We start from the raw sequence: 13,377 nt of genomic DNA, 5'->3' as shown, positions 1-13,377 counted from the left end.
ACTTCGATTCGACTGTCGTATGTACGAGAGTGTGCACGTCCGGCCCGACGGGGAGAGTGATCTCTCACGGCTGGTCGAGACCGCCGCCGACTACGGGTTCGAGGGCGTGGTGGTCCGGAACCACTCCGACGCGCGCCCCGTCACTGACCTCCCGGCCGTCGCGGCGGCCGCCGACATCGACGTCGTCGACGGCGTCGAAATCCGTGCCGACGACCCACACCGGGCCGGCGGTGCCGTCGGCAACTTCCGGACGACACACACCGTCGTCGCCGTCCACGGCGGCACCAACGCGATGAACCGCTTCGCCGTCGAGAACGAGAAGGTCGACGTGCTCGCTCACCCCATGACCGACCACGGCGACGTCAACCACGTCCTCGTGAAAGCCGCCGCCGACAACGGCGTCCGCCTCGAGTTCTCGCTCGCACCGGTATTGCGCTCGAGCGGTGGCCACCGGGTTCGGGCGATTCAGTCACTCCGAAAGCTCCGCGAACTCGTCGCGTACTACGACGCGCCGTACGTCGTCAGTGCTGACCCGACCTCACACTTCGAGCTACGCGCACCCCGAGAGCTGTGTGCCCTCGGCGAGGTGATCGGCTTCTCGGCCGACGCGCTCGAGGCGGGCTTACGCGAGTGGGGCGTCATCGCCGAGCGAACGCGCGCCGTCCGGTCCGACTCCTTCATTGAGCCGGGGGTCCAACGGGGACGGTATGAAGAAGACGATTGAGGAACACGCGGCCCGCTTCGACGCGCTCGCAGCCGCGTACGACGAGTCCGCCTCCACGGAGTACCGTGCGTGTGCTGCGCTGGTGATCGACCACGCTGCACCCGGGTCCGACGAGGTCGTCCTCGACCTCGGCACGGGGACGGGCGCAATCGCACTGGCGCTCGCCCCCGACGCGGAGCGCGTCGTCGGCCGCGACATCAGCGAGGGCATGCTCGAGCGAGCACGCGAGAAGGCGGCGGCCGACGGTCTCGAGAACGTCGAGTTCGGCTACGGGACCTTCCGCGAGCCAGCGTACGAGGGTAACGGCGATGACGCTCGTGTAGACCTCGTCACCTCGAACTTCGCACTCCACCACCTCGCCGACGAGGAGAAACGCGAGGCGTTCGACATGATCGCCGGACTCGAGCCACGGAAGTTCGTCCTCGGCGACGTGATGTTCTTCGGCGAACCCGACCCCGACGAGCCGTTCTACGATCCCGATGTCGACGATCCAGCGACAGTCGGCGTCCTCGCCGACGCACTGACCGACGCGGGCTTCTCGCTGACTGCGGTCGAGCGCGTCCACGACCAGGTCGGCGTGCTGGTCGCAGAGCGAGAGCGAGGGCGAGAGACGTGACCGCCCACCGACGCGGGCGAGGTGGACAGTGAAACACCTCCCCAAACACATCCGACCGCGGTGGCGCTACCTGGCGCTCACCCTCGAGTCACAGTCGGGTGTCGCCATCGAGCGTCGGTCGTTCCAGCGCGAGGTGTGGTACGCTGGACAGAACCTCCTCGGTGACCCCGGCAGCGCCGACGCCGACCTGCGCGTCGTCCGGTTCACCTTCTCGGATGGGGCAGGCGAAGCGATCGTTCGCGCCCGCCACGGCGAGAGCGAGCGCGCGCGGGCCGCCCTGGCCTGTATCGACGAGGTCGACGGCGCGCCGCTCGGTCTCTGCGTCCGTGGCGTCAGCGGGACGATCCGTGCGGCCTCGCGGATGACTCCCGAACGGGCGCTCGAGTGAGCGGGGTCGGAGGGGGCGTCTCGAGGTGGACCCGTGGCCGACTCGTCCCCCGCGGGGGTCACCGCGTATGAACCTTCGCCTAGCGGCCACGAAACCGCGGGAAGAAAAGTATTTAGGACGCCACGGGCAAGTTCGGGAAGAGAGAAACGTCGTGTTCGAGATCGCAGACCGAGTCGCCGTCACGGAGATGGAAGCCACCCGTGTGCGCGGCCCCCCGTGTGGGAGCCGCGTTCGAGGCGCTCGACTCGCGACGGCGAAGTCGAACGCGACAGACCTCGATTTAATGTGATACTATGCAGGGACAAGCCCAACAGCAGGCGTACGACCGCGGCATCACGATCTTCTCGCCCGACGGCAGACTCTACCAGGTGGAGTACGCCCGCGAAGCGGTCAAGCGCGGGACCGCGAGCATCGGGATCCGAACCAACGGCGGGGTCGTCCTCGCCGTCGACAAACGGATTCCGTCGCCACTGCTCGAGGACTCGAGCGTCGAGAAGATCCACAAGGCCGACGACCACATCGGCATCGCGAGCGCGGGCCACGTCGCCGACGCCCGCCAGCTAATCGACTTCGCCCGCCGCCAGGGGCAGGTCAACCACCTCCGCTACGGCGAGCCGATCGGCGTCGAGACGCTGACGAAGACCGTCACCGACCACATCCAGCAGTACACCCAGGTCGGCGGTGCCCGCCCGTTCGGTGTCGCGCTGATCGTCGGCGGTATCGAGAACGGCGAGCCGCGCCTGTTCGAGACCGACCCCTCCGGGACGCCCTACGAGTGGAAGGCCCTCGCCGTCGGCGCAGAGCGCGGTGAACTCCAGGGCTACTTAGAGGAGAACTACGACGAGGAGGCCGACCTGGATGGCGGCATCGCGCTCGCGCTCGACTCGCTGGCGTCGGTCAACGAGGGGTCGCTGCTGCCCAACGAGGTCGGTCTCGCGACGGTCGACGTCGAGACCGAGTCCTTCGAGCAGTTCGATTACGACCAGATCGAAGAGTACCTCGTCGAGAACGACCTCCTAGACGAGGGTGAGGGCGAGGACGAAGACGCCGAATAAGCGGATCGGATGCGGAGGTTCGTTTTCACGCCACTTCCCGACAGCGACAGGTCGGTCGCGGACTGGCGACCCGCCACGAACGTGCGTCCAGCAAGAAAGGTCTTTTACCCGCCCCCTGCTATCGGTAGGCATGATATCGCTCGACGAGGCGGTGACGGCGCGACTCGAGTCACACGGCGCGCGCTTCGAAGTGTTAGTCGACCCGGACGCAGCGCTCGCGATCAAGCGCGGCGAGTTCGACGGCGAGATCGAGGACGTGATCGCCGCAGAGGACGTCTTCGACAACGCCGCGACGGGTGACCGGCCCGCAGAGACCGACCTCGAGAAGGCCTTCGAGACGACCGACCCCCTCGAGATCATCCCGCAGGTGATCGAGCGCGGGGAGATCCAGATCACGGCCGACCAGCGCCGCGAGATGCAAGAACAGAAGCGTCGTCAGCTGATCACGACCATCGCGCGCAACGCCATCAACCCGCAGATGGACGACGCGCCCCATCCGCCGGAACGAATCGAGAACGCACTCGAGGAGGCGGGCTTCACCGTCGATCCGATGACGCCGGTCGAAGAACAGGTCGACGAGGCGCTCGACGCACTCCGGCCCGTGATCCCGATCCGGTTCGAGGAGGTCTCGATCGCGGTTCAACTCCCAGCGGAGTACGCCGGGAGCGCGCAGGCGAAAGTCCGCCAGTACGGCGATCTCGAGCGCGAGGAGTGGCAGCCCGACGGCTCCTGGATCGGCGTCGTCACCTTCCCGGCCGGCTTACAGAACGACTTCTACGACGTGGTCAACGAGCACACGAGCGGGGAGGCCGAGACACAGATCGTCAAGGACAAAGACGAGTTACGGACGCGGTAGCTGGAAACGGCCACGCCCCGCCAGGTGCCTCACCCGCGGCGGAAGCCGATGAGAAAGCCTGCCGTGAACCCGGCACCAACCGAGAGCGTCGAGATGACGGTCTCGAGGTAGCTCGGATCGGCGTGTTCGCTCGCGCTGATCAGGCCCGCACTGAGGGCGTCCCAGTCGACGATGAGAATCCCGCGCGACTCGAGGTAGCGGAAGATGACGAGCTGGACACCGACGATGATCGCGACGAGTTTCGCGACCTTCTTCGCCGCGAATCCCATGAGCAGTCCGATGACGGCACCCGTGCCGAACTCGAGACCGAGCGCGTTGAGATCGATATCGATCATTGTCTCATCGACTTCCGTCAGTCGATAAGACTGTTGTGGTGTCCGGACATCGACCGACGCCACGAGATTGAAGGTCGCCCGGGACGTAGCCTGCGTATGAGCGTCCAACACCGTGGGGGTGACCGACCGGCGTCCCTCCCATCGTGAACGCGTGGTGTACCCGTCGACGGCCCGCGAGCGCCGTCGACCGAGCCGTGACGACCGACCGCGAGCGACCGCACCGTTCTGGTAGCCGGTGGCCACTCGAGCGCGAGCCAGCGGCCTGTGGAGGCAGCGACCGCCGAGAACGGGTCGGCCGCCCGCGACGACCACGCCGTTCACGAGGGCAGAGAGAGTTATGAGGACAATCATCGCAAAGCGCGTCGACTCCGGGAGTGTAGATACGAGCGAGATCCGAGAGCTGGCGAGGGCTGCGGGCTACGAGGTCGTCGGCGAGCTGACCCAGTCGCGGAAGGCAGATCCGGCGCTTCAGCTGGGTGAGGGGAAGGCAGACGAACTCGTCGCCGTCGTCGACGCCACCGACGCGTCGACGGTGATCTTCGACAACCGCCTCGGTCCCTACCAGACGTACAACTTAGGCCGACTGCTCCCCGACGGCGTCGAAGTGATCGACCGGTTCACGCTGATCCTCGAGATCTTCGGCCAGCGCGCCCAGACCAGGAAGGCACAGCTCCAGGTCGAACTCGCCGAACTGCGCTACGAACTGCCGCGGGCGGAGGCGAAGGCGAGCCTCGCCAAGCGCGACGAACACCCCGGATTCATGGGTCTCGGGGAGTACGACGAGAGTCGCGAACGCGACATCAAAGCCCAGATCAGCCGGATCACGGACGAACTCGCACAGATCGAGCGAACCGAGGAACAGCGCCGCGAGCGACGGCGCGCCTCGGGATTCGACCTCGTCGCGCTGGCGGGCTACACCAACGCCGGAAAGTCGACGCTGATGCGTCGGCTCGCCGCGGACCTCGACGTCGACGAGAACGAGGACTTACACCCGGATCTCGAGGCGACCGCCGAGTCGAGAGATCAGCTGTTCACGACGCTCGGGACGACGACCCGCCGCGCGGCGATCGAACCGCGCAACGTGTTGGTGACCGACACCGTCGGCTTCGTCAGCAACCTGCCACACTGGCTGGTCGAGTCGTTCAAGTCCACCCTCGACTCGGTCTACCGGGCGGACCTGGTGTTGCTCGTCGTCGACGTGAGCGAGCCAGTCGAGGAGATTCACGAGAAGCTCGTCACCTGCCACGACACGCTCTACGAGCGCAACGAGGCCCCGATCGTGACCGTGTTGAACAAGATCGACCGGGTGAGCGAGGAGGAGTTAGCCGAGAAGCGCGAGGTGCTGTCGGCGCTCGCACCGAACCCGGTCACCGTCAGTGCAGCCCGCGGTGAGAACGTCGACGCGCTCAGAGAGCGAATCGACGCCGAACTGCCCGCCTGGGAACACGAGCGACTGATGCTCGAGATGACCGACGACACCATGAGCCTCGTCTCCTGGATCCACGACAACGGCCACGTCGAGACCGTCGAGTACGGTGACGACGACGTGGTGGTCTCCTTCGAGGCCCGTCCCGCAGTCATCGAGCAGGCGCGCGCTCGAGCGAGCGAGTTGACGGCACACCTCGAGTCGGCGTAGCCGGCCGGTCGGCAGGCGCTGTCGTTTCCACATCCTATAAATCGTTGATCCGAATGGGTGAGCGTATGGAACGTGTTGCGATCATCGGGGCGTCGATGACCCAGTTCGGCCAGCGCGAAGAGTGGATCTGTGAGTTGCTCGTCGAGGCGGGAGTCGCCTGTCTCGAGGACGGGGGCGTCGATCCGGCGGCGATAGAACACCTCTACGTCTCGAACATGGCCAGCGGTGAGTTCGAAGGCCAGACGGGGATCATGAACGCGCTGGCGCACGACCTCGACTTGCTCCCGGCGTACGCCCAGCGCGTCGACCAGACGAGCTCGAGCGGCGGGGCCGGAATGTACGCCGCCTGGCAGTCGGTCGCCAGCGGCGCGAGCGAGATGACCTTGCTCGTCGGTGGTGAGAAGATGACCCACAAGACGACCGCCGAGTCGACCGACGTCATCGCTTCGATCACCCACCCCTGTGAGTACAAACATGGCCTGACGCTCCCTTCGTTCGCGGGGCTGACGGCGCGTCACTATCTGGAGCGCTTCGATGCACCGCGAGAGAGCCTCGCGAAGGTCGCAGTGAAGAACCACAAAAACGGCGTCGACAACCCCCACGCGCAGTTCCAGAAGGAAGTCGACCTCGAGACGGTGCTCGAGTCGCCGGTCATCGCCGACCCGCTCAGGCTCTACGACTTCTGTCCGATCACCGACGGCAGCGCAGCCCTGTTGTTCTGTCCCGAGTCGGTCGCGAAAGAGTACACCGACGAGTACGCCGTCGTCTCGGGTATCGCCGGTGCGACGGACACCCACGTCGTCCACGAGCGCCCCGATCCGACGATCATGGCTGGTGTCGTCGAGAGCGGGGCCGCGGCCTACGAGATGAGCGGCTACGGACCCGAGGACATCGACGTCGCCGAACTCCACGACATGTTCACCATCCTCGAGTTCCTCCAGATGGAGGGGCTGGGCTTCGCCGACCAGGGCGAGGCGTGGATGCACGTCGAGGAGGGCCGGACCGACCGCGAGAGCGAGTTACCGATCAACACCTCGGGCGGGTTGAAGTCGAAGGGGCATCCGCTCGGTGCGAGCGGCGTCGCCCAGGGCGTCGAGATCTACGAGCAACTGGTCGGCGAGGCGGGACCGCGACAGGTCGACGCGGAGGTCGGGCTCTGCTGTAACGTCGGTGGCTTTGGAAACTGTGTCATCACTACGATCATGGAGGCTGCAGCATGAGCGACCGCATGGAAGCGTACCGCTACGAGGATGGCTCGATCAGCTACCCCGGACACCCGCTCGGACCGGACGGCTCGAAACCGGTCGAGACGGTCGACCTGAGCGAGTACACCGCGACGGTCGTTACCTGGACGACGAGCACCGCCACGCCACCGGGCGTCAGAGAGCCGAACACCGTCGCAATCGTCGAGTTTGACGTCGACAGTGAACCCGTACGCGCCATCGGACAGGTGACGACCGACGAGGTCGAAACCGGCACCGAGGTCCGCCCGGTGTACACCGAGGAGCTTCGCGACCCGAACGAAGGGATCAAAGTCCCCGAGAGCCAGGCGTGGGACGGCTACCGCTTCGAGCCACTCTGAGGGTCAGCCGTCGTCTCGAGCGTCGTCACCGCTCCCGGACTCCTCGTCGCCGCCGCCGTCGTTCGATTCGTTTTCGTTCGGTCTGTCTTCGCTCGGCCCGTCTTCGTTCGATCCGTACCGGTCCCGGAGCGTCTCGAGTTCGGCGTCGACGTCGACGGCTGCGTCGTCGGCTGGGTCTTCGTCGTCGTCGGTGTTCGTGTCGGCACCGTCGTCCGGGTCACCTGCCTGCTCGCTCACCTCGTCGGCCGCCGTGTCTGCCTCTGCGAGCCGTCGCAACCGGTCGTCGATATCGTCTCGAACGGCACGGGCGTCAGCCAGCAGTTCGCGCGCGCGTTCGTCGCGGGGGTCGCCACCCTCGGAGACGACGCGCCCGAGTTCGGTGAGCGTGGTGTCGAGGTGGGCGAGCGTCGTCCGCCTGAGGTCGGCGGCGCGCTCGCGGGTCCGGTCGTTCAACTCGTCGCCCGCGCTCCTGACTTCGCGCTCACGTCTGAGCAGGCGAATCGACCGTTGCAACGCCTCGAGTGCGCGGCGGTTGGTCTCGAGGACGGCGATGAGTGTCGGAATCGCGAGTTCGTCGGTCACCCGGAGTAACTCCTGTGGCGTCGGCGGGCGCAGGGGCGGCCGGCGCTGGGACCGGAGTTCGCGTTTGAGTTCGTCGACCGTCTCGGCGAGGTCGTCGATGGTCTCAGCGAGGTCGTCGTCTGAGTCGCTCATAGCCCCGCTACGGGCGCTCGACCCAAAAGTGAGTGGATACGAAGTGACATCTACAGACGGCGGTCTCCGAAACGTACACGATTTAATTTACTGAACCGTTCGGTGGATTTCTGTGAGCCACAATATTTATTGCCGGAGGAATCCTTTTCTATAAAAGATGGGAACTGAGCTCGGGGGAACAATCCCAGACAGTGCGACCTTCGCACACGCACTCGATTCGCTCAAGCAGGAAGGGAGTAACATCCTGCTCGTTGGTGAGAGTGCAACCCAGGCACACAAGGCCGCGTGTCACCGGTTACTGGGGGAATCGGGTGACGACCCCCGGTACCGACTGTTCGTCGTGACCGAGCGGCCACGGAACTCACACGGCTTCGACTGTACGTGTTCGGGAGGACACGGCCACGAGGAGACGATGACGCGGGTGATCGTCCGGGCGGCCGACGAAACGGACGAACACGACACAGTACTCGGCGAGGATGGCAACGACAGCGCGGTGTCACAGTCGGTCGTCGGCACCGAACTGCTCAGCGTACTCGGCTCCGAGGTGATCGACACCGTCACCGCCTTCGACGAGGACGCGGACGGACTCGAGCCATCGGAACTTCGCGTCTGCGTCGACTCGCTCGCACCGCTGTTGGTCGACCACCGGCCAGAGAACGTCTTTCGACTCTTACACGTGATAACCTCGTGGGTCCGACAGGTAAACGGCATGGGACACTTCCACCTGCCGGTGGCACTCGAACACGACGCGGTGAACTTACTCGAGCCGCTGTTCGACGCCATCGTCGAGGTTCGTGCGAACGGCGGCACCAACGAACAGCGCTGGCACCTCAGAGATCAGCGCACATCCAGCGAGTGGCTGCCACTCTAGCCCGAGCACTGGGCGTGGTAGACGCGTACAGCCGACACGGCGGTTAATTTTTCGGCAGTCGGTTTTCGCCACAACTGGCGTGAGGGTACTGGTGCTGTCATGTTGCCACAAGTGATAAATAGCGACTGAACTATCAGACGAAAGAGCGAAATTCATGGTCGAAGTAGACATTCAATTTCTCGCTGGAGTCGCCGTGACAGTGTTCCTCGCGCTCATGTTCTTCGGTGTGGTCGTGCTCTGGGATGTCGCGCTCGCGCTCCGAAGCGTGGGCGATAAGATCGACAAACTCGAGGACAATCTCGACGACGATCTGAAAGACATCGGCTACGCCCTGGACGGCATCTCGCGGGCACCCGGCGGTGGCGGAACGCAGTTACACCTCGGCAGCGGAACGATCAGTTCGGGTCCGGTCGGCCCTCAGCAGCCCCAGCAGGGCGATCACCAGCCCCAACACGGTAGTCAGGCTCAGCCAGAGTCACACGCCCCCAGCAGTGAGACGCCCCAGCAGGGACCGACTGACGAACAACCCGCCGCCCCACCGACCGGTGACGAAGACCCCGCAGAAACAGGACACGAGGGTGAGACGACGGCCAACACACCAGCAGACGAGACGGGAGACGAACCGGCGACCGAGACTCCCGACGAGGAGCCGTCGACGGACGACGAACCGGACGAACACCCTCGAGGGGTGTACAACCGTGGCCGGTTCATCGCGTCTCCCGACCGGACGCCGTGGTACTTGACGCCGATCGACCGCGACGTGATCGCCGCGGGCCCGGCGATCGCTGGCGAACTCGAGGCCTGGGACGTCGAGGAAACAGACGGTGAGAATGGCGACGACGGCGACGAAGACGGTGGGGACGACGAAGACGAACCGATCGTTGCAGTCGCACCGTCTGCCGCGCAAGGAGACAAAACCGGATCGGAAAGCGAGGAGACGGGAGCCGAGACGAGTGAGCCAGCGATCGACGACGAGGAGGAGCGTGCACCGGTCGAGCCAGCCGGTGACGACGATGACGGCGGCACTGGTGGTGCCGACGATGGCGACGGCGACGAGGGCGATGACGGCGACGAGGGCGATGACGGCGACGAGGGCGACGAGAGCGATGATGGCGATGACGACGACGGCGATGATGGCGATGACGACGACGGCGATGATGGCGATGACGACGACGGCGATGATGGCGGCGATGATGACGGCGAGCCACCGGCCGGTGCAGACGCAGACGGACTCGAGGGGGGAGAGGACCAAGCAGGCGGCGAGGAAATCGAAACCCCGACCGGTGACGACGATGCGCCAGCGGAGACGACGGCCGGCGACGCGGCTGGTGGTGAGAGTGCAGAAGAGGACGACGCGGTGGACGACGACGGAGCGGAGACCAGCGCGGAGTTCGCGTTCGATGAGGAGACGAGCGAGTCGACAGCCGCGGACGCGACGGACGAAGATCAGGTAGAGAAACTCACCGTCGAGGAGGCTATCGAGGCGATGAACGACGATTCGCCGGAACTCTCCCTCTCGAGTCACGGCTTCGACATCGTGGCGGAGGGCAACGAGGAAGGGGCGGTGGTAGTCTTCGAGTTCGATCCGAACACGATCACGATCACCGGGTCGACCAGACGGCTACTCGACTACCAGTTGCGCAGTTTCGCAGAGCGCGAGTCGACGCCGGAAGGCGAGGTGACCATCGACGGGAACACGATCGTCATCGACCTCCCCGATGCGAGCGGGGACGCCATCTCGAGGTGGGGCGAGGGGACGATCAACATCATCGACCGGACGCTCTACCTCTCGGATAACAGCACCTGAGGCGGCTTCGTTTTTCGTTACGGTGAGAGCCAGTCGACGACGCGAGCGACCGCCTCGTCAGCGTCACCGAGCGGGGCGAACTCACAGCCGACGTACCCGGTGTAGCCTGCCCCCTCGAGCCGCTCGAGGATGAGTTCGTAGTTCAGCTCACCGGTCCCGGGTTCGTGGCGGCCGGGGACGTCGGCGACGTGGACGTGACCGACGAGATCGACGTGTTCGGTGAGCGTCGCGATGACGTTCCCCTCGGTGACCTGCTGATGGTAGACGTCGTAGAGGAGCGCCACGTTTGGAGAGTCGACGGCGTCGACGATTGCGAACCCCTCACGCGAAGCGGTGAGGTAGTAGCCGGGGTGGTCGACGAGCGTGTTCAACGGCTCGAGGACGAGCGAGACCCCCGCGGCTTCGGCGTCCGGGGAAACGCGAGTGAGGACGTCGACGATCGAGTCGTACTGGACGTCTCGAGGGAGTCCCGCCTGGTCAGGGCCGGTCGTGACGATCAGGACCTCGGCGTCGAGTCCCGTCGCAACCGTGATCGACTCGCGGATCGTCTCGACCGCCTCGTCGGCGACCGCCGGGTCGGTGAGCACGCCACCGGCAGTGAAGCCTGCGACCGAGACGCCCGCCTCGCTCGCGGCACGCTCGATGGTCTCGAGGTCCTTCTCCCGCCAGTTCCAGAACTCGATCGCGTCGGCACCGGCGGTCCCTGCGCGTTCGATACGCGCCGAGAACGGCTCGTCGTCGTAGACCAACTCGACGCAGACCGAGGTCCGGGGCATCTAGGAGTCCTCCGTATCGGGCCGTGGCTCCGGCCTGAGTGCGCCGCTGTCGACCATCGACACCAGCGGGTTGTCCTCGATATCGAGCGGGAGGTCGACGCGGCCGCGGCGGCGGGCGGACTCGTAGGCACCGAAGATCAACTCGGTCGCGTTGAGGGCGTTTTTCGCCCCGAGTTCGGATTCGGTCCCGGTCTCGAGACAGCGGACGGTCTCGGCGATGGCCCGGTAGAGGTACTCCCAGTCGTGTAAGCCGTCGCCGGTGTCGACCGTCTCCCACCCGGCGTCGCCGCTGCGGCGGATGCGAAGCGGCGCGTCCGCGTCGGCCGCGCCCAGTTCGATCGTTCCCTCACTGCCACAGAGACGGTTGTGGCAGCCGATGGTCGCCCCCACGCGGCCGTCGTCGCTCGAGTCGCTGACGCCGATGCCGTGGACGCCGTTTTCGTACTCCCAGGAGACGATCGCCCGGTTCTCGTTGTGGGTGCCGAAGAGGCGGTTCTCCTCGCCGTAGTCGACCTGTGCGAGCACCCACGAGCCGGGTGTCTCGTCGACGAAGTACGAACAGAGGTCGAACGAGTGGCTGCCGTAGTCGAGCAGGCCGGCGTAGGCCTGGAACTCGACGCGCTCAAGGCGGCCGATCTCACCGTCGTCGAGCAGCGACTTCGCGGTTCTGACCGCCTGGCTGAACCGGCGCTGGTGGTTGAACGTCAGCTGGACGTCGTGGCGGAGAGCCTCCTGGGCCATCAGCCGAGCGCCGCCGTAGGTGTCGGCCATCGGTTTCTCGCAGTGGATCGCCTCGACGACGCCCGAGCGGATACAGTCGACGGCGATGGCGGCGTGGACCGACGGTGGCACGCACAGCGAGACGACGTCGGGTTCGGCCGTCTCGAGCATCGTCGCGTAGTCGGTGAAGATGCCCGCCTCGTCGATGTCGTAGGCGTCGGCGAACGCCGCGGCGTTCTCCTCGACGATGTCGGCACAGGCGACGAGTTCGCACTCGTCGAGTCGCTCGTAGCCATCCGCGTGGTGGTAGGCCATCGCGTAGCCGTCGCGGTTGGGGTTCTCGGGTTCGGTGCCGGTGCCGACGACTGCAACACGGTAGGTCACAGACTGGTCTTTCCGCGCCACTGTATAACATTTGTCGTGGGGGCAGGGTGCCGGTCGCGAGCTCCGATTGCGACCGTGGGCCGCAACCCGCACGCTTTTTACCGGTTCGACACCCTCCGACGAGTGTGCGAATCGAGAACAGCTTCATTCCCGTTCGCGGCGTCGGTGAGCGGACCGAGCGAAAGCTCTGGGAACACGGCATCACCCACTGGGACGAGTTCGACGGGAGCGTCGTCGGCTCGACGCTCGCCGACCGAATCGACGCCTACATCGAGACCGGACGCACGTGTCTCGAGGAGGGCGACCTGCGCTTTTTCGCCGACGCACTGCCCGCCTCGAGTCGGTGGCGGCTCTACGAGAACGTCCGTGAGGAGGCGTGTTTCCTCGACATCGAGACGACCGGACTCGACCCATCGCGCAACCAGGTGACGACCGTCAGCGTCCACCGGGGCGGCGAGACGAAGACCTTCGTCGCAGACCAGGACCTCTCCGCTGGGAGTCTCCAGCGAGAGTTCGACCGCTCGGCGCTGCTCGTGACGTTCAACGGCCAGCGCTTCGACGTGCCGTTCCTCCAGCAGCACTACGACGTGGACGTGAGCCTGCCACACGTCGACCTCATGTATCCCTGTCAGAGCCTGGGACTCAGTGGCGGGCTGAAACAGATCGAACGCGACCTCGAGATCGAACGCGACCTCCCGGACATCTCGGGACTCGACGCGGTGCGACTCTGGCACCAGTACGAGGCGGGAGACGACGGCGCACTCGAGACCCTGATCGAGTACAACCGGGCGGACACGGCGAACTTAGAGCCGCTGATGGAACTGGTCGCCGACCGACTCCACCGCGAGGTCTTCGAGTCGGTGTGTGGGACGGTCTGAGAGAGCCGGAGTGACCGAACGGGGCCACAGACGGA

The 13,377-nt window shown here is 65.7% G+C and carries 14 protein-coding genes and 1 pseudogene; 11 read left to right on the top strand and 4 right to left on the bottom strand.

Annotated elements, in window-relative coordinates; all coding sequences use genetic code 11:
* Window positions 1–19: 19 nt before the first annotated feature.
* The 5 genes and pseudogenes from N0B15_RS06145 to N0B15_RS06125 all read left to right on the top strand — a co-directional run bounded on the left by N0B15_RS06145 (window position 20) and on the right by N0B15_RS06125 (window position 3,639).
* Window positions 20–724 (top strand): RNase P subunit p30 family protein, encoded by a 705-nt coding sequence (locus N0B15_RS06145; protein ID WP_263018685.1) that lies wholly within the window; start codon window positions 20–22, stop codon window positions 722–724.
* Window positions 708–1,340: a class I SAM-dependent methyltransferase gene (locus tag N0B15_RS06140; RefSeq protein WP_263018683.1), complete on the top strand. Its 633-nt coding sequence runs from the start codon at window positions 708–710 to the stop codon at window positions 1,338–1,340. The genes N0B15_RS06145 and N0B15_RS06140 overlap by 17 nt, the downstream gene beginning before the upstream one ends.
* A 28-nt stretch (window positions 1,341–1,368) precedes the next feature.
* Window positions 1,369–1,695, top strand: a pseudogene (locus N0B15_RS06135) (Rpp14/Pop5 family protein); the annotation flags it as partial.
* A gap of 326 nt (window positions 1,696–2,021) precedes the next feature.
* A complete protein-coding gene (psmA, locus tag N0B15_RS06130; protein ID WP_263018681.1) occupies window positions 2,022–2,783 on the top strand; it encodes an archaeal proteasome endopeptidase complex subunit alpha in 762 nt (253 codons plus the stop codon).
* Between the two features lie 130 nt (window positions 2,784–2,913).
* Entirely contained in the window at window positions 2,914–3,639 is a 726-nt protein-coding gene (locus N0B15_RS06125) for a ribosome assembly factor SBDS (RefSeq protein WP_263018680.1), read from the top strand.
* A 29-nt stretch (window positions 3,640–3,668) separates the two neighbouring features.
* On the opposite strand, the gene N0B15_RS06120 is transcribed toward N0B15_RS06125, so the two are convergent.
* Window positions 3,669–3,974 carry an FUN14 domain-containing protein gene (locus tag N0B15_RS06120; RefSeq protein WP_263018679.1) on the bottom strand — a complete coding sequence of 102 codons (306 nt, stop codon included), beginning with the start codon at window positions 3,972–3,974 and terminating at the stop codon, window positions 3,669–3,671.
* A 337-nt stretch (window positions 3,975–4,311) separates the two neighbouring features.
* On the opposite strand from N0B15_RS06120, the gene hflX reads away from it, so the two are divergent.
* From hflX to N0B15_RS06105, 3 genes are all read left to right on the top strand, one after another.
* Entirely contained in the window at window positions 4,312–5,610 is a 1,299-nt protein-coding gene (gene hflX, locus N0B15_RS06115; protein WP_263018678.1) for a GTPase HflX, read from the top strand.
* Between the two features lie 65 nt (window positions 5,611–5,675).
* Window positions 5,676–6,830 (top strand): thiolase family protein, encoded by a 1,155-nt coding sequence (locus N0B15_RS06110; RefSeq protein WP_263018676.1) that lies wholly within the window; start codon window positions 5,676–5,678, stop codon window positions 6,828–6,830.
* Window positions 6,827–7,192 carry an OB-fold domain-containing protein gene (locus N0B15_RS06105; RefSeq protein ID WP_263018675.1) on the top strand — a complete coding sequence of 122 codons (366 nt, stop codon included), beginning with the start codon at window positions 6,827–6,829 and terminating at the stop codon, window positions 7,190–7,192. Before N0B15_RS06110 ends, N0B15_RS06105 begins: the two co-directional genes overlap by 4 nt.
* 3 nt (window positions 7,193–7,195) lie before the next feature.
* Here N0B15_RS06105 and N0B15_RS06100 read toward each other — a convergent pair whose 3' ends face one another.
* A complete protein-coding gene (locus tag N0B15_RS06100; protein WP_263018674.1) occupies window positions 7,196–7,906 on the bottom strand; it encodes a DUF7547 family protein in 711 nt (236 codons plus the stop codon).
* 157 nt (window positions 7,907–8,063) lie between these two features.
* On the opposite strand from N0B15_RS06100, the gene N0B15_RS06095 reads away from it, so the two are divergent.
* Window positions 8,064–8,777 carry a DUF7504 family protein gene (locus N0B15_RS06095; protein ID WP_263018673.1) on the top strand — a complete coding sequence of 238 codons (714 nt, stop codon included), beginning with the start codon at window positions 8,064–8,066 and terminating at the stop codon, window positions 8,775–8,777.
* Between the two features lie 193 nt (window positions 8,778–8,970).
* Entirely contained in the window at window positions 8,971–10,584 is a 1,614-nt protein-coding gene (locus N0B15_RS06090; protein ID WP_263018672.1) for a hypothetical protein, read from the top strand.
* A 17-nt stretch (window positions 10,585–10,601) separates the two neighbouring features.
* Here the strand turns inward: N0B15_RS06090 and N0B15_RS06085 are convergent, their stop codons facing one another.
* Together N0B15_RS06085 and N0B15_RS06080 are read right to left on the bottom strand one after the other, a co-directional pair.
* On the bottom strand, window positions 10,602–11,360 hold the full coding sequence (locus tag N0B15_RS06085; RefSeq protein WP_263018671.1) for a hydroxypyruvate isomerase family protein: 759 nt from the start codon (window positions 11,358–11,360) through the stop codon (window positions 10,602–10,604).
* Window positions 11,361–12,464: a Gfo/Idh/MocA family protein gene (locus tag N0B15_RS06080; RefSeq protein WP_263018670.1), complete on the bottom strand. Its 1,104-nt coding sequence runs from the start codon at window positions 12,462–12,464 to the stop codon at window positions 11,361–11,363.
* Window positions 12,465–12,589: 125 nt separating this feature from the next.
* On the opposite strand from N0B15_RS06080, the gene N0B15_RS06075 reads away from it, so the two are divergent.
* Complete coding sequence (locus tag N0B15_RS06075) at window positions 12,590–13,342, top strand: ribonuclease H-like domain-containing protein (protein WP_263018669.1); 753 nt, start codon at window positions 12,590–12,592, stop codon at window positions 13,340–13,342.
* The last annotated feature ends 35 nt before the right edge of the window (window positions 13,343–13,377 follow it).

This window comes from Natronobiforma cellulositropha (assembly GCF_025629245.1).
Classification (GTDB): domain Archaea; phylum Halobacteriota; class Halobacteria; order Halobacteriales; family Natrialbaceae; genus Natronobiforma; species Natronobiforma cellulositropha.
Note: the sequence above shows the minus strand (reverse complement) of the source record. Positions and strands in the feature narration are given on the sequence as shown.